The 16395-nt window shown below is 60.6% G+C and carries 25 protein-coding genes; 2 read left to right on the top strand and 23 right to left on the bottom strand.

Going from position 1 to position 16395, the window contains the following annotated elements:
• Positions 1-199: 199 nt before the first annotated feature.
• From ACQR1W_RS31765 to ACQR1W_RS31705, 13 genes are all read right to left on the bottom strand, one after another.
• Positions 200-613, bottom strand: a complete 414-nt coding sequence (locus tag ACQR1W_RS31765; RefSeq protein WP_434854469.1) for a hypothetical protein — start codon at positions 611-613, stop codon at positions 200-202.
• Positions 613-1113 carry a hypothetical protein gene (locus ACQR1W_RS31760; RefSeq protein WP_434854468.1) on the bottom strand — a complete coding sequence of 167 codons (501 nt, stop codon included), beginning with the start codon at positions 1111-1113 and terminating at the stop codon, positions 613-615. Before ACQR1W_RS31760 ends, ACQR1W_RS31765 begins: the two co-directional genes overlap by 1 nt.
• 194 nt (positions 1114-1307) lie before the next feature.
• Positions 1308-2114 (bottom strand): hypothetical protein, encoded by an 807-nt coding sequence (locus ACQR1W_RS31755; RefSeq protein WP_434854467.1) that lies wholly within the window; start codon positions 2112-2114, stop codon positions 1308-1310.
• A gap of 36 nt (positions 2115-2150) precedes the next feature.
• Positions 2151-3122, bottom strand: a complete 972-nt coding sequence (locus tag ACQR1W_RS31750) for a YqaJ viral recombinase family protein (protein ID WP_434854466.1) — start codon at positions 3120-3122, stop codon at positions 2151-2153.
• Positions 3123-3141: 19 nt separating this feature from the next.
• Positions 3142-3840, bottom strand: coding sequence for a DNA polymerase III subunit epsilon (gene dnaQ, locus ACQR1W_RS31745; RefSeq protein ID WP_434854465.1), 699 nt, complete (start codon positions 3838-3840; stop codon positions 3142-3144).
• Positions 3837-4085: a hypothetical protein gene (locus ACQR1W_RS31740; protein WP_434854464.1), complete on the bottom strand. Its 249-nt coding sequence runs from the start codon at positions 4083-4085 to the stop codon at positions 3837-3839. Before ACQR1W_RS31740 ends, dnaQ begins: the two co-directional genes overlap by 4 nt.
• A complete protein-coding gene (locus tag ACQR1W_RS31735) occupies positions 4072-4713 on the bottom strand; it encodes a hypothetical protein (RefSeq protein WP_434854463.1) in 642 nt (213 codons plus the stop codon). Before ACQR1W_RS31735 ends, ACQR1W_RS31740 begins: the two co-directional genes overlap by 14 nt.
• Positions 4703-5155, bottom strand: a complete 453-nt coding sequence (locus ACQR1W_RS31730) for a hypothetical protein (RefSeq protein WP_434854462.1) — start codon at positions 5153-5155, stop codon at positions 4703-4705. The genes ACQR1W_RS31735 and ACQR1W_RS31730 overlap by 11 nt, the downstream gene beginning before the upstream one ends.
• Before the next feature lie 118 nt (positions 5156-5273).
• Positions 5274-5630: a hypothetical protein gene (locus ACQR1W_RS31725; RefSeq protein WP_434854461.1), complete on the bottom strand. Its 357-nt coding sequence runs from the start codon at positions 5628-5630 to the stop codon at positions 5274-5276.
• A gap of 3 nt (positions 5631-5633) precedes the next feature.
• Complete coding sequence (locus ACQR1W_RS31720) at positions 5634-6035, bottom strand: hypothetical protein (RefSeq protein WP_434854460.1); 402 nt, start codon at positions 6033-6035, stop codon at positions 5634-5636.
• 162 nt (positions 6036-6197) lie between these two features.
• Positions 6198-6800, bottom strand: coding sequence for a single-stranded DNA-binding protein (gene ssb, locus ACQR1W_RS31715; protein WP_434854459.1), 603 nt, complete (start codon positions 6798-6800; stop codon positions 6198-6200).
• A gap of 62 nt (positions 6801-6862) precedes the next feature.
• Positions 6863-8437 carry a DnaB-like helicase C-terminal domain-containing protein gene (locus tag ACQR1W_RS31710; protein WP_434854458.1) on the bottom strand — a complete coding sequence of 525 codons (1575 nt, stop codon included), beginning with the start codon at positions 8435-8437 and terminating at the stop codon, positions 6863-6865.
• A 201-nt stretch (positions 8438-8638) separates the two neighbouring features.
• Positions 8639-9466 carry a helix-turn-helix domain-containing protein gene (locus ACQR1W_RS31705; protein WP_434854457.1) on the bottom strand — a complete coding sequence of 276 codons (828 nt, stop codon included), beginning with the start codon at positions 9464-9466 and terminating at the stop codon, positions 8639-8641.
• A 127-nt stretch (positions 9467-9593) separates the two neighbouring features.
• Here ACQR1W_RS31705 and ACQR1W_RS31700 point away from each other — a divergent pair, with 127 nt between their 5' ends.
• Positions 9594-10217, top strand: coding sequence for a hypothetical protein (locus ACQR1W_RS31700; protein WP_434854456.1), 624 nt, complete (start codon positions 9594-9596; stop codon positions 10215-10217).
• Positions 10218-10448: 231 nt separating this feature from the next.
• Entirely contained in the window at positions 10449-11171 is a 723-nt protein-coding gene (locus ACQR1W_RS31695; protein WP_434854455.1) for a helix-turn-helix domain-containing protein, read from the top strand.
• 1 nt (position 11172) lies between these two features.
• On the opposite strand, the gene ACQR1W_RS31690 is transcribed toward ACQR1W_RS31695, so the two are convergent.
• The 10 genes from ACQR1W_RS31690 to ACQR1W_RS31645 all read right to left on the bottom strand — a co-directional run bounded on the left by ACQR1W_RS31690 (position 11173) and on the right by ACQR1W_RS31645 (position 16357).
• Positions 11173-11565 (bottom strand): hypothetical protein, encoded by a 393-nt coding sequence (locus ACQR1W_RS31690; protein ID WP_434854454.1) that lies wholly within the window; start codon positions 11563-11565, stop codon positions 11173-11175.
• Positions 11565-11816, bottom strand: a complete 252-nt coding sequence (locus tag ACQR1W_RS31685; RefSeq protein ID WP_434854453.1) for a hypothetical protein — start codon at positions 11814-11816, stop codon at positions 11565-11567. Before ACQR1W_RS31685 ends, ACQR1W_RS31690 begins: the two co-directional genes overlap by 1 nt.
• Positions 11817-11971: 155 nt before the next feature.
• The gene (locus ACQR1W_RS31680; RefSeq protein ID WP_434854452.1) at positions 11972-12157 is read right to left on the bottom strand and encodes a hypothetical protein; all 186 of its coding nucleotides are present in this window, start codon (positions 12155-12157) and stop codon (positions 11972-11974) included.
• On the bottom strand, positions 12154-12423 hold the full coding sequence (locus ACQR1W_RS31675; RefSeq protein WP_434854451.1) for a hypothetical protein: 270 nt from the start codon (positions 12421-12423) through the stop codon (positions 12154-12156). Before ACQR1W_RS31675 ends, ACQR1W_RS31680 begins: the two co-directional genes overlap by 4 nt.
• Entirely contained in the window at positions 12407-12730 is a 324-nt protein-coding gene (locus tag ACQR1W_RS31670; RefSeq protein ID WP_434854450.1) for a hypothetical protein, read from the bottom strand. Before ACQR1W_RS31670 ends, ACQR1W_RS31675 begins: the two co-directional genes overlap by 17 nt.
• A gap of 8 nt (positions 12731-12738) precedes the next feature.
• Positions 12739-12924 (bottom strand): hypothetical protein, encoded by a 186-nt coding sequence (locus tag ACQR1W_RS31665; protein ID WP_434854449.1) that lies wholly within the window; start codon positions 12922-12924, stop codon positions 12739-12741.
• Positions 12924-13682 carry a hypothetical protein gene (locus tag ACQR1W_RS31660; RefSeq protein WP_434854448.1) on the bottom strand — a complete coding sequence of 253 codons (759 nt, stop codon included), beginning with the start codon at positions 13680-13682 and terminating at the stop codon, positions 12924-12926. The genes ACQR1W_RS31665 and ACQR1W_RS31660 overlap by 1 nt, the downstream gene beginning before the upstream one ends.
• 20 nt (positions 13683-13702) lie before the next feature.
• Positions 13703-14098 (bottom strand): hypothetical protein, encoded by a 396-nt coding sequence (locus ACQR1W_RS31655; protein ID WP_434854447.1) that lies wholly within the window; start codon positions 14096-14098, stop codon positions 13703-13705.
• The gene (locus ACQR1W_RS31650; protein ID WP_434854446.1) at positions 14095-14376 is read right to left on the bottom strand and encodes an HNH endonuclease signature motif containing protein; all 282 of its coding nucleotides are present in this window, start codon (positions 14374-14376) and stop codon (positions 14095-14097) included. Before ACQR1W_RS31650 ends, ACQR1W_RS31655 begins: the two co-directional genes overlap by 4 nt.
• A gap of 373 nt (positions 14377-14749) precedes the next feature.
• A complete protein-coding gene (locus ACQR1W_RS31645; protein ID WP_434854445.1) occupies positions 14750-16357 on the bottom strand; it encodes a UvrD-helicase domain-containing protein in 1608 nt (535 codons plus the stop codon).
• Between the last annotated feature and the right edge of the window lie 38 nt (positions 16358-16395).

Here is a 16395-nt window from a genome sequence, read left to right as displayed (position 1 = left end):
TTGTGTGCCGTGGAGAAGTTGATGTTCTCCACACACCTCCGGGCCAAATCGTCAGCGTTGTTCATGCGGCGTCCATTTCACCTTGCCGTCTTCGATGCGCCGTTTGAGCATCCGGAAGGCGTCCCCTTCGGATTTGGCGAGGAACATCCATTCTGCGCCCCAGAAGCCGGTCGGCAGGCTGATGATCGGTCGGAGACCTTCACGCGGCCTCCGACAGCTTCGCAAGCTCGGCCTTCACGCGCTCGATCACGCGGTGCGAGAGGTTGTCCGGATGACGCGGATCGTTCACGACGCCGAAATCATCGGTCTCCACGCTGAGGTCATTGATGTCGAATGCGGTGTGGGGATTGCTCGCGTGCCACATGCCATAGAAGTTGCGGATCGCCATGCCGGCGAACATCAGACAGCCGGCGTGCTCCGGGGTCTCGGATTTCCCCATGTGAAACGATCGGATGGCCGGCATCTTCCAGCTCACCGGATCTAGCCAGCGCTTGACGGCCACCTCGTCGGCCGACACGCGACGCAGAACATCGGCGACGACGCCGTCCTCGTTCAGATAGGAGCCGTGCCATTCCTGGCTGTTGCGCGGCTCACCTTCAACGACATTCGCCATCACGCTGCTTCCTTTTCTTCCTTCCAGTTCGCCTCTGCCTTGGCCTCCTTCAGCAGGAGCGACAGGTCGATGCCTGGGATGATGTTGCTCTCGACGATGCCCATGGCCTTGTCGAAGTAGGCTTTGAACACATCCTCATCCATCGCGTCGTACGCGGTCGACGAAGGGACCATGATGATCTCGCCGTCATCTTCTGCGCCCGGCAAAATATGCACCTTCAGGACAGGCTCGACCACGCCGCAGCCGACCAGGAGGGTCTTATGCAGGCTGTCTTCCGACACGAACAGGTCGGTGTTCTTGACGACCAGGCGCAGGATCACCCGATACAGCCGATGTCGCGGCGCGTTGCGCTGCTGGACGATGTTGACGCGCAGAAGCTTGTTGACCGGCAGTTCCTCGAACTTCTCGCGATCGTACGGCGCATAGGGAACAAGGTGACCATCCTCGTTCTTGACGACATAGATCCATGGGTTGCTCGACTTGCTCGATGTCTTGCTCATCTGCTCATTCCCGTAGCTGTCCACCGAGGCGTAGGACGTGTTCCTTACACGCCTGCTTGAGTCTCTCGATCTGATCGTCCGTCAGGCTGTAGTCGTAGCGGTGATCGCTCTCGGCCGCCCACCAGGCCCGCAGATCATCCGCGCTCTCAGCGAGCTGGATGACCTGCAAGGCGAGCTGGACGTACGCGCGTGCCTTAGCCCGCATTTGTGCGTGTCTTGGCCGACTTCAGCTCCTGAGAGCGGTCGCTGGCCTTCTGGCGGATCAGGGCCTCGTCATCCTCATGGAGCTTCGCGAGGTCCTCGGCGAAGGACTTCTCGGCGATGATCTCCATGATCTCCTTGACGGAGCCGGCCTGGGCGAGCTGGTCCTCCCAGTGATCGAGGATCTTGTCCTGCTCTTCCACCGAGACGGACGGCCCGCGCTTGGACTTGCCGCCCTTGTCCGACTTTCCACTCTTGTCCGACTTGCCACTGCGATCGCCGCGGTCCTGATTGTCGTTGGCGTTGTCGAACTCATCGGAGCCACGGAAATCCTGCTTCAGGTCGTTGACGTAGCGGTTGTCGTCGTACAGGCCGAGGTGGATGTCGGCGGCGAAGCCCAACGTCGACAGGCTCTTGGTGAGCGCGTCGGTCAGGGACTTCTTCGGCGCCTCCTCGTCGGTGAACACGCCACGGCTGTTCTTTCCGACGAACTGAGTCTGGCCGAAGTGCTCGATCTCGCCGCGCTGATCTTCCCACTTGTACCAGAGCTTCAGCTTCAGCACGTGGATCAGATCGGTATGGTCCTTGTGGACCGCGCCTTCGACGATCTTCTCCTCGACGATGTTCCAACCCCAGCCGATGCCGATCGGGCCGAACATCTTCGTGGCCTTCTTGATCAGGTACGTGGCGTTGGTCGCCGTACCCTTGAAGCCGCCGCCGCGATTGAACGCCTTGGTGAATGCCGGGTCAGTCTGCTCGACCTCGTTCCAGATCGCGAGATTTTCGGTTGCGTTGCTCATGGTCTTCCTCTTGGTGAAGGGTGAGGGCAGGGGCGGTTAAGCCGCCTCTGCTTCCTCGTTGTTGTCGTTGTCGGCCTTCGCGGCCTTCTTCTTGCCGCGTGTCTTCTTCTCGGCCTTCGGCTCCGGCGCGAACCAGGCCTGCTTCTCGTCGACCGCCTTGACTTGATTTTTGTCGCAGTCGATCAGCATCTTGCCGTCCTTCGACAGCTTGATAGTCACGCCCTTGCCAGCAGCCTGCATGGCGTCTTTCGGCATCAGCTTCTTGATGGCCTTCTTCGCCGCGTCGAACTTCTTGTTGGCTGTTGCGGTCTGGAGCAGGATCGCCGCCTGGGCGCCCCACTCGTTGTTGTCGTTCATGTCGACGACCTTCACGCGCTCAACGAGCGGCACCTCGATCACGGGCGTGCCCGGGGTCTCGCCGGTCTCGACGCAGCGCCAGAAGTCCTTCTCGGCCTCCAGCAGCTTCACCTGGTAGAAGATGTCCGCCTCGATCTCGACGCGGTGCCATGCCGCCGCACCGGTCAGGATGCAGAGGTACGAGCGCGGCAGGCCAGTCACCATCATGTTGTGCTGGCACTGCGGGTAGTACTTCTCGATCGCCGACTCGACCGAGAAGCCGAACGGGAACATGAACTTGAACTCGACCATCGAGATGACCGGGCCGTCCTCGGTCTCGCGAACGAGACCGTCCAGGGTGGCGTGCGCCTTATCCCAGTCCTCGTAGAAGACCTTGTCCTGCTCGTTGGTCACCCACCAGCCGCTGTCCTTCTCGAACAGGTCTGCGTTCAGAGGCTCGGTCAGATTGCCGAGATTGATCAGGATGACCTCGCTGAGGTCCTCCGGCGCGATCTCGCCTCGCTTCTCGGCCCAGAGGCGCTCGATCGCCATCTGGTCGCCGGACATGATGATCTTGGCGTCCGATCCGCCGATCGAGGTCTTGCGGGCGGCTCGGGCTTCGGCGCTCATGCCAAGGTGGCCAGTGCGCCGGTAAAGGGCGGGTGCGCTCATCGTTCTCTCCTGATTGGCTCTAAGCTGCGGTCTCGAGTTTTGGATCGCGATAGTCGTTCCAGATCGCGTCCTTCATCTCGCTGATGAACTGCGCGTGCAGGGCGCGGTCTTCGTCTGTGGCTCTGGGTGCAAGCGGCACGGGCCGCTGTCTGATGGCGACGGGAGCGACCTCGCTGGACTCTGCGAACAGCTCCAGGGTCATCCCCATCTGCCGGCCGCCGCGAAGCTCGCAGTAGACTTCCGCGAGCAGCTGAGCGTCGAGAAGTGCGCCGTGCTTGTCGCGCTTGGCGAGGTTGATGCCGAACGCCTTGCACAGCGAGTCGAGCGTGTGCCTGGCACCCGGCCGCTTCTCACGTGCCAGCGCCAGGCTGTCGACGATCCCGTTCTCCAACGGCGGGAGATCGAGGCGGTCCAGCTCGGCGTTGATCATGCCGACGTCGAAGCTGGCATTGTGCGCAACCAGAGTCGCACCTTCGATGAAGGTGAGGAACTGGTTGACGGTCCGGCGGAACGTCGGAAACTTCTTCAGGAACTCGTTCGTGAGGCCATGGACCTTTTGGGCCTCACGATGCACCGGGTGCGTCGGGTTGATGTATTTGTGGAACGTCTTGCCCGTAGGGATCAGATCGATCACCTCGACGCAGCCGATCTCGACGATCCGATCGGTCTTCCGATCGAGTCCGGTCGTCTCCGTGTCGATGATGATCTCGCGCTTCACAGCAACCTTCGTGTTTTCGGATCGATTCCTCGGGCGCGCATCTGCGCCTCGATCAGCTCTTGCGTCCGCTCCAGAAAGGTGTCGAACGCATCGCGAGCGCCGTCACGGTATCGCTCGATCTCCGATGGCGGTCCGTTGAGGACCTTTGCCTCGAAGATCTGGACCACAGAGGCCACCACCTTGGTGGCAGCCTCCATGGCGAGCATGGCGTCGACGACGCGCTGTTGAAGATCAGGCCGCGTCACGGGCGCCGGCGGTCTTGAACAGCAGGCCGGTGCGCTCCTCGAACTTGCGGAGCCGGCTGATCACCTCGTCAGCCGTGAACTTGGCGTAGAGGCCATCCAGCGAGGGCGCGTTGCCCTTGCAGTAGGTCCAGGTCGGCTTGTCGAGCGGAACGATGTCCTCAAACTGGACCAGCATCAGCAGGGTTTCGTTCTGGACGATGCGGATCGTGTGCAGATCCTCGGCGTGCATGAAGTACGAGTCGCCCATGCCGAACCGGCCGCGCTTGGCCTCGAACAGCTCTTCCTCGCCAGCAAAGGTGAAGCCGTCGCCGCCGTTGAGAGGGGTCCGATACTCGAACCAGTTGAAGATCTGGCCCTGATGCTCAGGACGGATCGCCGAGCGCGTGAACCAGGCGTTCTCGCTGAGGCCAGCAGCAACGTAGGTCTCGAAGTCGTAGCGGTGATTGTGCGGCGCTACGACCTCGGGCAGCTTAGAGATGTCGCCGTCGAAGAAGTACAGCTTCACCGTCTCCTCCGGCGAGCGCTGGAGGCAGAGATAGTCGAAGCCCTTGGTGTGGTAGTCCTTGAACGAGTGCTCGACGATCTGGTCGACGTTAATTCTCTTCGGCAGCGGCAGATCATGCAGCATGGCGCAACTCCTTGAATGAAAGTCCATCACCCGGCACGACGCCGAGATCGTTCTTGAAACCGGTCAGGATGAAGCCGACCGTTCGTTGTCTGATTTCGTAAACAGCCTGCCGGTTGCGGGACTTCCGCGTCGGGCAATAGAGGCGATGGACAACCTCGGCTTCCCCGCCGCGAGCCAGCGCGATGGCAGCTTTAACGAGACGGTCTGGGAGGCGAGCAGCGTTGCACCACCGCATCCACGCCAGAACGCCAAGGGATCGTTCAACATCGTCTCTCTGAGGAGCGACTTTGGTCTGTCCGTCATAGGGCTTCATCGCACTGAGGAGGCGGATACGCTCGATCACGAGCAACTCGGCACGAGACATGCCGATCATGTTCCAACCGCCTGAGCGGTTGCCGGACGTGAGCCAGCGGCGTTCCTGGTCGGGCGTCTTGTCGATCACATCGATCGCCTCGACCAGCAGCTGCCAGATGACGTCGCTGTGCTTTGATTGATCGCCCTTCAGGTCCCATGCCAGCTGGCCACCATGGGCCAGCCAGCTGAGAGCCTTCTCGCGATCCTCATGCGAGGAGGAAGTCATGTGGCGTGATCTTCTTGCCCGTGTTTGCGCTGCCGAAGATCATCCGCCGGCGGCGTGTTGCTCGGTATTCGAAGATGTTCGTGCCGATGCGCTTCTGCGTGAGCAGGAGATCGCCGTTCTTGGCGTCCTCCAGAACGCGATCGGCCAGAACGTTGAGGGTTGCCAGACGGAGCCGCTCGTTGCCGCGCAGCACGTCCATCTCGGGGATCACCACCTGGCGGTCGTACTGGAGGTCTCCGCTCCAGTAGACCAGGACGTCGCCGGAGGCGGCCTCCTTGAGCCAATCGTAGTAGTCCGAGAGGGCGCCGGGAGAGACGTCCAGGACTGTGCGAGCCACGCCTCAGTCCTCGCCTCGGCTGCGGTCCTCGTGGACCATGGTTGCGTAGAGGCCGGCGAGCGACGTCACGTCTTCGACGATGGAGCCGAGCTGGTCGAGCTGCTCGGCGCGGGAGAGGGTGTTGCCTTCGTCCTCATCGTCGAACTCGAAGTCAGGCTCGAACTCGACGGTCAGCTCGCCATCCTCGTCCTCGTCATCGAGATCGTCATCAGAGAGCGTGCTCATGATGTCACCGACGACGGTCTCGATGAACTTGAAGGCGTCTATGCCAGGCTCGACCGGCATTGCACCGTCTAGGCAGATGCCAGGCGGGCAGGAGCACTCGCCGTGCTCGGCAGCTTCCTGTGCGTGATGCGCGTCGGACAGCGAAGCCATGCCATCCGGCGTAACCTGGAAGATTCTCATTTGCGTTTAGTGCTCCCGTTGGCATTCATGCAAATAGAAGGACAGAGGGGCGCCCCCTGCACGCCAACCAAGTAGGGGGCGCCCCCGCATTTTCCCCGCTCAACGGGGAAGCTCAGTAGAACTCACCGCACCTCAGGCGGGTGAGGAAGTCACGCCCTTCGCTTAGAAAGGGATGTCGTCGTCCAGGTCCTGGTTGCGCGACGAGGAGCGGCTCGACGAGCGCGAGGACCCTCTGTCGTCATCCCGACCCCGATCATCGCGAGACGAGCTGCGGCTCGACGAGCGGCTACCACCGCGGTCATCATCACCACCGCGAACATCGTCACGCGAGCGGCTGCGGCTGCTGCTGCGACCACCACGATCGTCATCGCGGCCACGCGAACGGCCACCGCGATCATCGTCGTCGTTGCTGCGACCGCCGCCGTCGCCCTTGGTCACCAGCATGGTCAGGTTCTGGACGACCACCTCGGTCGAATAGCGCTTCTTGCCGTCCTGGTCTTCCCATTCGCGGGTTTGCAGCTTGCCCTCGACGTAGACCTTGTCACCCTTGGACAGGTACTGCTCGACGACCTTGATCAGGCCATCGCCCCAGACTTGGCAGTTGTGCCACTCCGTCTTCTCCTTGCGCTCGCCATCGCGATCACGCCACTGCTCGGACGTCGCGATCGAGAAATTGGCGACCGACTTGTCGTTGTTGAGGTGCTTGACCTCGGGATCCTTGCCGAGATTGCCGACGAGGATCACCTTGTTAACGGAACCTGCCATCTATGGTCTCTCCTTTTTCCAGTTTGCACTACCATAGCGTTTGCATTCATGCAAACGCTTTTTCAAAAATCGACCCGCCTGAACAGTCCGGCTCGATCGTCGAAGGTCAGATCCACGGTGCCGGTCATGCCGGCGATCCGCTTCAGCCTCACCTTCGGGATGATGATCTGCCGCTCGTTCGGAGCTTCATCTACGCGCTCAGGATCGGTGGCGACCACAATGCCGAGATCCGCCTTGTTCGCCCAGTGCGACGAGTCCGACACGTTGTAGAGGCCGGGCGTCACCTTTGGGTCCAGCTTCGTCGGGTGGGCAACCACGATGATGCAGACACCGAACTGCTTGGCAAATCGCTTCATCTGCTTGATGGCCTTTCCAACATACTCTGTCAGCGACATGCTGGCCGGCCGGCTGTGCTCCAGCTCGTTCCACGGGTCGATGATCAGCAGCTTCACGCCGTCCCGGAAGACAGCGGCAGCCGCCGTGTCCAGGACGAACTTCAGGTCGATATCGCCCTCCATCGAGTCGTCGTAGTCGATGAACTGGAAGTAGCGTTGAACGAACGCTGTCGCTCTCAGCTTCTCCTCCATCGACCAGTCCTCGCGGGGCTTGTCGAGGAATGCGGTCATCAGCTCGTGCGCCAGGAACGGCTTGACGTCCTTCTCGCCAGAGAAGATCGCCACCGGCCATTTGTGCCGCTTCGCCAGCAGCACGGCGCACTGGTTGATGAAGGTCGATTTTCCGACGTTCGGGATGCCGGTGGCAACCACGAACTGACCCGGGTAGAACTTCATGTGCTTGTCAAGCAGGTCCGAGATGCCGACCTCCGCCATCGGCGGGATCTCGACCTCCGGATAGTCGCTCAGCCGGAACAGGCCCTTGACCGGCCACGGCTTGGCGTTGTCGATCAGCTCACGCACCTTCTCGGCACCGAGGTACTTCTTGACCTCGTTCATGTCCTTGCAGGCGCGCAGCTTGCCTCTGCGCTTCTTGTCCGGGACTACCTCGTCCTTCGGGTACTCGACCCAGAAGCACTTGGCCGCGCCGAGACGCCGCACCAGCTCCTTAGCGAGCCGGCCGCCAGGTTCGTCGCCATCGACGGCGATGATGTGATGCTTGACCCGCTGCAGCGAGTCCATCAGCCGGCCCATGAACGAGAACTTGTCGTCGTCCTCGGGATCGATATCCCGGTCGTCGTCCGGAACGTGGATCAGCTTGCCGTTCTTGTCGCGAGCCGGCGGAGCACCGTCCGGCACCGAGATGCAGGTGTCGTAGCCGGACAGCAGCACGGCGTGGCAATCGGGCTCGCCCTCCGTCCAGATGAGTGAATCCGATCCGGCTTCGAGCCGGTTGAGGGTGCCGTCGTTGAGCAGGACGTTGGCGTTGTAGACCGTCTTTGCAGCGTTCCGCTTCTGCATGAAGCGGCGCTCGCCGTCCTGTGCCCAGCGATACTTGCAGTTGACCTCGGCATCGCCTTCGAAGTATGGCCAGCAGAGGACCTTACCCTCCGGGTCCGGAACGACGATGACCTGGTCCTGCCCATCGCGCGAGAGACTCCCGCTGTAGAGCCCCATAGCCACCGCCAGTTCGGGGCACAGGCCTCTGTCCTCCAGTCCTCTCGCGTGCTTCTCGCTTAGCATTCTCAGCTCCGACCCATCCGCAATTCTTGCAATTCCAACAGACCCCCTTTGCGTCGATCTTGACGCTCAAGCATCTGATCCTCTTGTGGCTGCCCTTCCGCTGGTGAGAGCACTGCGGACAGAGCGTGTACTGGTTTCCGAACTTGATGGACCGCAGCTTGATCCCTTCTTCGGCCAGCACCTTCTGGACATCGACCGACATCAGATCGCGACAGTCCGGCGCGCAGCCATTCGGCGATGCCGGTCGTCAGAGGACTCAGGTGGCAGCCCGTCCTCGTCTGACCACCGGCCCTGATTGAGCCAGGTGACCGGATGGACGACGAACCGGCGACGATCGGGATCGCGAAGATCACGACGCACGTCGGGACTGCTGGCGTACCGGCGCATGCCGTCGATGATGTCCTTGAACTCGACCTTGTCGGATCGCTCGATGCGCTCCAGCTTGGCGAGCGCTGCGTCCTTGCCGACCTTGCGAGGAACGACGGCCCAGAACTGATCCTTGTAGTCAGAAGGCCACTCCGCCGTCCGGCGCTGCTTGCGCCGCGGTTCTGGTTTCGGTTCTGAGTCTGGTTCTAGTACACGGTTATTGTTGTCAGCCTGGCTGACACCCCTTGTCGGCGTGTTTGACAGGGCTCGTCGGGGAGGTTGACACCCCCTGTCGTCGTCGCTGACACTAGGTGTCTGGGAATTTGACACCCCCGGTGTCGGCGGATTTGACAGGGGGTCATCGTCGTTGATGCTCTCCTCCAGAGCTGCCGGCACGTTCAGCCGGTAGACCTTGGAGCGGAATCCGCCGTTATCGTAGAAGCGCTGGGTGGAGGTGATGAAGTTGAGGTCCTCTAGCTTCGTCAGCGCGGTGCAGACTGTCTGCCGGGTCAAGCAGGTCTTGACGGCGATCGTGCTCTGCTTCGGGTACGTCTCGAACTTCTCGTTGGCGTAGTTCGCCAGCGTGATTAGGACCAGCTTGAGGGTAGGCGTGAGGTCCTCGTCGACAAGGTCGAACGCCCAGGTGAGTGCTCTTAGGCTCATGCGATGGTTTCTGTTGGCTGTCGCCAGCTTGACGGCCGGCGAGGGGTAATATATTTGCAGTAATGCAAATGCAAATGCAAGCCACGAGATGTGGTGATGCGGCAACACCGACACCCACTAGGGCACGATGAACCCCATTCTCGTTGCTGGACTCGATCCGGCCTTCGCCCACTTCGGGATCGCCCGAATGTGGCTCAACCTTGAGACGCCCAACCTGACTTTCGACCGCTTCCGGACGATTTCGACGGAGAAGTTGGCTGGCAGGCGGAAGATGATTCGCCAGAACTCGGACGACCTACGCCGGGCTCGCGAGCTGCATGCCGGACTTCACGAGGAGCTGAAGGGCTGTACCGTCGCATTCGCGGAAATACCGTCCGGCGCTCAGGCAGCTCGGGCTTCGTACGGGTTTGGAGCGGCAGTTGGCGTGCTGGCCTCCATCCAAATTCCGCTCTTCCAGGTGATGCCCTTGGAGACGAAGAAGGGCAGCGTGGGAAATCCGAAGGCCGACAAGCCGGAGATCATCTCCTGGGCGGCAGGGCACTACCCAGAGGCTCCCTGGCAGCTCTACGACCGCGACACGAAGGGGAAGGGCGGCAAGATTTTGAACCGGAAGGGCGACTTGCATCTGGACAATGAGCATGTTGCAGATGCAATAGCGATCGTGCATGCCGGAATGCATTTGCAGGAGTTCAAGCAATTGTTAGCAATGCTCAAAATCGGCGCACCTACCCAACAGACAATAAATACATGATATTGCATGATTTTTTGAGAAAATTCGAACGAAGCAAGAACAATTTTTTCGTTGCAATCGAACAAGACCTAGACTACGGGAGAGGGCGTTAGCATCCAAACAAACGGATGGAGCCAGTATGCAAACGGACTTTTCGACCAGAAAAACAGAATTCGCGAAAGAGTCTGAGAGGAAGTCCCGTTCAACCCTGGTCTCATATTTCAAAGACTGATAGAAAAAAGGCGCATTGCGATGACCTTGGCGCTCAAAGTGGCAGCAAAAACGAAAGCACAAACTCCGAAGCAGGTTGTGATCGAGTGGATCGATTACATCCTCGACCGAAAGCGGTGGAATGCGACGGAGCTTGCGAGGAAGGCGGAACTTGCTCCGTCGACTCTGCTGCGTTTGCTCAACAATCCCGAACACCCGTTCCTTCCTACTCAAAAGACTCTTTCGAAGATCGCGGACGCTTCGGGCATCCCGATCACTAAGAAGGTTCTGGAGGCTCTCGGAGCGGAAACGGGTGATAACGGCTTGGAAGTCCCGGAAGGCGCTTCGAAGCGAGCTGGGCTGCGTCCCGCAGCAGCTCGCACGGCTAGCGTCGAGTTCAAGCACGTGTCGGCTCTGCCGGCCTCGCTGCAGGCCGCTGCCTCCAGCCGCAGGGACGGATATGTGCCCGCTCCGCCGCAGCTGGATGGCGACGAGACTGGCTTCGCCTTCCATGTGCCGGACGATTCGTTCGGTCTGTGGCTGAAGGCCGGCTCGCTCTGCTACGGCACGAAGCGCCGTGATCCCGTTGCCGGCGACATGATCCTTGTCACCGGCAAGGACGGAAAGTCGAAGGTTCGTCTACTGACGAGCATCGATGAGAAGGGCCTCGTCATGACGAAGACGATGCCGGCCGGCGATGAAGAGCGGATGGCTTTTGAGGATGTCGCTGAGATCGCCATCGTCGCCGTGATCGTGCGTTTGTAAGTCAGCACTGACTTACGTCGATTGCTCCAAAGAGCTTCTCGATCCTATCGACCATTGACCTGATGTAACCCGAAGGGGCTGTCATCAGGTCGATGTCGAAGTCCTTCCGCAGCTGACGAAGCTTCGCGAGCCACTCCCTGGCGTCATCCAGCTTCGCCCGATCGACTCGATCTTGCCATTCCGTCTTTGCAATCTCGAGACGGACTTTCTCGATTTCGAAGTCGAGGTACTCTGCGAACTCCCTCAAATAGACTTCGAGCTTCTTGATCTCGGGCTCGATCCTGACCAGGCAGTCGCATGCCCTTCCAATGATGACCGGGAGCCGGCTCCTGAACCGCGGGTTGATGTCCCTGCGAACCGGTTCAGGGGGGTCGTCGACGATTGTAACCTTCATTACCGCTTTCCCTTCTTGGCGGCCTCATAGTCCTCCTGGGACGGACGGAACGGAGGCAGGCCACGATCGATCGCCGCCAGCGCCAATGCAACAATTTTGGATACGCCGCGGCGCTCCTGCTTACTCACAGCCTGTGGGGTGATCCCCAGCCACTGAGCAACCTCCGCCTGGTTCAGCCCGCGCGAGATGCGCCAGATCCTGGCCTCCTCACCGGTCAAAAACTTCTCGTTGTCGGGGGCCTGTGATGGCATTTCCCACCTCGCTGCTGTGGTCCCGATTGCGTACCGGCGGCGCTCTGAAGGCAAATACACCACGAACAAAGGATTGTTCCTACCGCCATGTAGACATCGGTCCTGTTACTGGTTAGAGCACACGCGGTTGCATTTATGCAAATCTGCACCCACGATCACGCAGCCTTCTTGACCGAATCGGCCGCCTTGATGCGAGCGAGGTTGCCATCCTTCCACGCCGACGCAACGAGTCGCACGGCGGCCGGCCGGAGCACCGGCTCGTTCGCCATGAGAATCCATTTCCCGTTCTTCCATTGCGCCACGTAGAACAACGGCGGTGATCGGAAATTGCGCTTCTTCACAGTGCCTCCAAGAAATCGGTGATTGGTCCGTCGAGCTGGTCAAACACGTTGACGATGCCACGCTCGTTGGTGTCGTCGACGGGGATCCAGACGTGAAAGGAAATCCCCTGGTCGTTGGTGTAGACCTCGATGTGGTCGATGACGCCGATCGAGCCGGCAGGCATCGTGTGCTCGATGTCCTCGTGGTCTGCGCCCTTGGTCTCGATCTTGAGACGCACGCGCTGCTCGGTCTTGAAACCGAATGCCTCCTTAAGCAACTGGGCCATGCTCGGTCTCCAGCTGGTCAGAAAGCAGCTCGGCGCCCATCAGAACGCTTTCGAGGCTCATCGTGTAGTCGCTGATCAGGTGGTATCCGTTGCCGTAGATCAGAAGCACCCAGCCGCGCTTTCCGTCCTTGGTCAGGTACAGCTTGTCCTCGTCGGTCGAGAACATCGCCTTGAGGATCTCCTCGCGGTCGCTGCTCTTCTTCAGGGGAAACTCTTCGCCGTCCCACACGTCGATCGTGTAGCCAGCGGCAAGAGCGTCATCGACCACCTTCTCGGCGATCTGACGCTCGATCTTCTCGTTGTCCATTTCGTCTCCTATGCGAAGTCCAATTCGTCGTAACCGTCCTCCGTCTCATGACGGCGGCGGTACTCGGTGTTGCGTGGGGCGGAGCGGTTGCTGCCGCGCGTGGTTCTGATGAGGCTCGCGATGTCCTCCTCGCCGTCGAGCAGTTCGAGCAGGCCAACGGAGCCGCGGCCGAAGAATTCAGCGTTCTTGGCCATCACGCTGCCTCCAGAGCTAATTGGAAGTTGTTACGGCCAGGCCCGTGGACCTGGATGGTGATGTCGGCTTTCGCCTTGCTCTTATGGCCGCCGCAGAGCAGGCACTGGGCGCACTGCGTGGCCTTGCCCATCTCCTTGGACGCTGGGCAGTGACCCTCACCAGCGAGCTTCGGAGCGCCTTCTGGACGCACGCGGTACGTCCGGAAGCCGAGCGCCTTGGCGAGCACCCGGTCGATCTCGGTGTCGCAGGAGGCCATGCAGAAGGCCGCCAGCTCGGGCTTCTCGCGCCACATGTGGGTGAAGCCGGTTACGTCCTTGACCTTCGCCAGGATCGTCTCCCAGACGGCCATCGGTATCGCGCCAGGATCGCCGTAGGCGCCGGCACGGACGCGCTTTCCGGCCAGAAGCTTGCGGGCCTTGGCCAGCGTCACCTCGGGATAGACGCCGCGCTGGTAGGCATCGAAGACCACGTGCGGTCCGCGCCACAGCATCACGTAGCAGGACCGGCCGACGTTCTTGCGAAGCCCGGTCTTGGGGTCGGTGACCACCTTGCCCATGTGGACGCAGCTGCCGCAGATAGACTTGTCAGCGCCGATCTGGCTGGCCTGCAGCGGCCCGATGTCCTGGCGAAGGATGTAGAGCTGCGCCATCGCACCGGTCTTGGAATTGCTGCCGCCATCCTCAAGGCCGGTGGCGAGCAGCATAATGGGCTGGCCGTCGATCTCGGACGGACCTTTCCACACGATACATCCGTTCATGGGAACTCCTTTGTTTGCATTCATGCACATCGCAAGGCAGGCCTAATGGGCAAAACGAGCGCCAGCTCTTCCTCCGCGCGTTTGAGGTTCGACATCAGGATGCGGATGTGCTTCTGCTTCCTAGCGATGAAGGACTCGATGGCCTCTTCCTGGGTCGGGCAAGCCCATCGCTTGTGGGCTGTCAGCAGCACGAAGCGACCGCTGATCCATGCCCCTTTTGGAGTACGCCTGGTGATGGCGTACCAGGTCATCTGCAGCTCTGGCGCCGTGACGCCGTACCTATCGGCGTCAGCATCGATGACGTAGGAGTAGCGCTGAGCCTCGCAGCGCCACAGAACCTGCATGTTGGTCCCGGACGGATATCCGAACGGATAGACGATATTCGGAGGCTTCATAAAGACAGCATGATTGCTCATGCCGCCTTCTCCTTTTCCGCAGGCTGCTGGTTGTCGTTGACGGGTTTGACCCTGGGCGGCGGCGGCATCAGGTCGATCAGCTCGTCCATGGCGCGGGTTGCTGCCACGTGGTGGTAGGCTCGTGAGATCCACATGATGAATTGCTCGTATCCCATGGTGTGTTTCGCATGGTTACAGACAGAACAGCAGGGGACACAGTTTTCGATCGTGTATCCCTGGCCATTGTCTTTCCGGTCGATCCCGTTGCAGACGTACTGCGACTTGAACTTCCCGGTCATGACGCTTCGAGGGGCGCTGTGTGAAGGCGCTGCTCCGCAATAGTGGCAGTCCATTTGTGCGATTGTGCGGAACTGGTCTTTGGTCAGCTCGAAAGCCAAACCGCGATCAATCGCCCTAGCCCTATAGGCGTGGTCGTAAACGAAGTTGAAGGCGGGGACAGACCTGTCTTCATAGTGCGGATGATTTGACCCACACGTCTTCGTCTTTCCGGATCGGATATCATTCAGAAGAACCGTACGTTCTGTTCCGCAATCGCATCGACACAGAACCTCAGTCATTCGCCTCTTACCGCCCAGCACGCGAAGCCCCTGTCTTCGATGACAGTGAGCTTCCCGTATTTCTTGCCGATGGAGTCGGCCACCGGTATTCGCCTCATGCCGCAGCTTCCGCTTTCTTGTTGTCGTTGTCTGGCACATGCTTGGCGACCTGCTTCGGAAGTGGAGGCAGTAGATCAATCAGCTCCATCTGCGCCCTCGTGGCACAGACGTATTGCAGGTTGATCTCCTGCTCCTTCTCCCATGGCATGCTGGCGTACTTGGACGGACAGGTGCCGAACCGGTCCAGCCAGTAGACCCGCTTCCATTCCCGGCCCTTGGACCGGTGGATGGTTGCGAGGGTCAGGATGCCTTCGACGTTGTCGGCGAAGATGTTGTCGATGTAGGCCACGACCGCGGTGATGCTGTCGTGCTTGTCCTCACGGCACGCATCCATGATGACCTTGAGGGTCTCGAACTTGTCCTCGGCCTCCTGGATCTTCGACATCTTCTTCTTCGGCAGCCAGCGCTCCTTCTCCTTCTCCAGCCAGTCCTCCAGCTTGTCCTCCAGCTCGGGGATGGTCTTGATCGACTTCCAACGAGTGGCCAGCTTCTTGAGCTGCTCGCCGATGTCGCGGCCCTCGATGCGGCAGGGCACCTTCTCCCGGATCAGGGCGAACGCTGCGTTCACGAGCGGCCTGGTGTTGCGGCACAGGATCGCCGAGTCGCCGTTCAGTCGGTCGCGCTGCTGGATCATTTGCTCGAAGGTTTCGAGGCTGATCTTGCCTTCCGGCGCAGTCGGATGGGCCTGGATGTGGTTGACCCAGGACTGAGCGAATTTGACCACCGTTTTCGGGCACCGGTAGGTGACCGTGAGCGGCATCTCCTTCGCGCCAAACTCCTGCCTGATGATGTCCAGGCTGTCGTTGTCAGCCCCGGTGAAGCCAAAGATGGCCTGGTGGGGATCTCCGACCGCGAACAGCCGGCCGGTGTTCGGCTTCATTAGCGCCCGAGCTAGCAGCCGGCGCACGGTGTTGGTGTCCTGCGCCTCGTCGATGATGACAGTGTCGTACTGCCACATCTTCACCCGGTACAGGAGGGCCAGGTAGATCATGTCGTTGAAGTCGATGACCTCCGGATTGCTGTTCGACTCCTTCAACACCTCGATCGCCAGCTCGATCAGGTCGTCGGCCTTCTTCTGCGTGGCCTCCTCGTCGAACAGGTCGAAATGCTCTGCGATATCCTCCCAGACCGAAGTGTCCTCGATATCGCCGCAGCCCTCGATACCGACACCGGACTGCTTGGCGAGGCCCACGAGCTGGACCACAACGCCCACATGAGGGGCGAGGGATGCATCGATCCGGTTGGTGTCGATCCATCCGGCCGTGATCCGGCCGACCTTCTCCTCATCGATCCGCACGCCGGAGAAGCGCTTGCGATAGTTCCGAAGCGCGATGGCATGGCAGGTCGAGGCTTCCGCCTTCTTCCAGTCGATGCCCAGCTTCTTGAGCTTCTCCTTCAGCTCGGCAGCGATCTTCCTGCCGAAGGCTAGGATGATGCTGCTGCCGCGCATACGGCTGACCGTGTGGACGATCGTGGTGGACTTTCCGGCGCCGGCCACGGCGATCAGCACGATCGAGCTGGTCCCGTTCCAGGCCTCATCCTGAAATGCTGCCTGCTGCGGCGACGGAACGTAGATGGCGGGCGTTCCCGCGGTGCTGGACATTTGTTCCTCGTCTGGTTGGGTGCGGACACGTTAGCGTC

It is taken from the genome of Bradyrhizobium sp. HKCCYLS1011, from assembly GCF_051167795.1.
Classification (GTDB): Bacteria; Pseudomonadota; Alphaproteobacteria; order Rhizobiales; family Xanthobacteraceae; genus Bradyrhizobium.
Note: the sequence above shows the minus strand (reverse complement) of the source record. Positions and strands in the feature narration are given on the sequence as shown.

Coding starts and splice junctions, on each gene's coding strand:
- ACQR1W_RS31685 (WP_434854453.1), bottom strand. CDS start 11,816: ATGCCATCACAGGCCCCCGACAACGAGAAGTTTTTGACCGGTGAGGAG.
- ssb (WP_434854459.1), bottom strand. CDS start 6,800: ATGGCAGGTTCCGTTAACAAGGTGATCCTCGTCGGCAATCTCGGCAAG.
- ACQR1W_RS31700 (WP_434854456.1), top strand. CDS start 9,594: ATGAACCCCATTCTCGTTGCTGGACTCGATCCGGCCTTCGCCCACTTC.
- ACQR1W_RS31665 (WP_434854449.1), bottom strand. CDS start 12,924: ATGGCCAAGAACGCTGAATTCTTCGGCCGCGGCTCCGTTGGCCTGCTC.
- ACQR1W_RS31710 (WP_434854458.1), bottom strand. CDS start 8,437: ATGCTAAGCGAGAAGCACGCGAGAGGACTGGAGGACAGAGGCCTGTGC.
- ACQR1W_RS31670 (WP_434854450.1), bottom strand. CDS start 12,730: ATGGACAACGAGAAGATCGAGCGTCAGATCGCCGAGAAGGTGGTCGAT.
- ACQR1W_RS31755 (WP_434854467.1), bottom strand. CDS start 2,114: ATGAGCAACGCAACCGAAAATCTCGCGATCTGGAACGAGGTCGAGCAG.
- ACQR1W_RS31675 (WP_434854451.1), bottom strand. CDS start 12,423: ATGGCCCAGTTGCTTAAGGAGGCATTCGGTTTCAAGACCGAGCAGCGC.
- ACQR1W_RS31760 (WP_434854468.1), bottom strand. CDS start 1,113: ATGAGCAAGACATCGAGCAAGTCGAGCAACCCATGGATCTATGTCGTC.
- ACQR1W_RS31650 (WP_434854446.1), bottom strand. CDS start 14,376: ATGACCGGGAAGTTCAAGTCGCAGTACGTCTGCAACGGGATCGACCGG.
- ACQR1W_RS31765 (WP_434854469.1), bottom strand. CDS start 613: ATGGCGAATGTCGTTGAAGGTGAGCCGCGCAACAGCCAGGAATGGCAC.
- ACQR1W_RS31645 (WP_434854445.1), bottom strand. CDS start 16,357: ATGTCCAGCACCGCGGGAACGCCCGCCATCTACGTTCCGTCGCCGCAG.
- ACQR1W_RS31735 (WP_434854463.1), bottom strand. CDS start 4,713: ATGCTGCATGATCTGCCGCTGCCGAAGAGAATTAACGTCGACCAGATC.
- ACQR1W_RS31750 (WP_434854466.1), bottom strand. CDS start 3,122: ATGAGCGCACCCGCCCTTTACCGGCGCACTGGCCACCTTGGCATGAGC.
- ACQR1W_RS31720 (WP_434854460.1), bottom strand. CDS start 6,035: ATGAGAATCTTCCAGGTTACGCCGGATGGCATGGCTTCGCTGTCCGAC.
- ACQR1W_RS31705 (WP_434854457.1), bottom strand. CDS start 9,466: ATGAGCCTAAGAGCACTCACCTGGGCGTTCGACCTTGTCGACGAGGAC.
- ACQR1W_RS31660 (WP_434854448.1), bottom strand. CDS start 13,682: ATGAACGGATGTATCGTGTGGAAAGGTCCGTCCGAGATCGACGGCCAG.
- ACQR1W_RS31695 (WP_434854455.1), top strand. CDS start 10,449: ATGACCTTGGCGCTCAAAGTGGCAGCAAAAACGAAAGCACAAACTCCG.
- ACQR1W_RS31690 (WP_434854454.1), bottom strand. CDS start 11,565: ATGAAGGTTACAATCGTCGACGACCCCCCTGAACCGGTTCGCAGGGAC.
- ACQR1W_RS31655 (WP_434854447.1), bottom strand. CDS start 14,098: ATGAGCAATCATGCTGTCTTTATGAAGCCTCCGAATATCGTCTATCCG.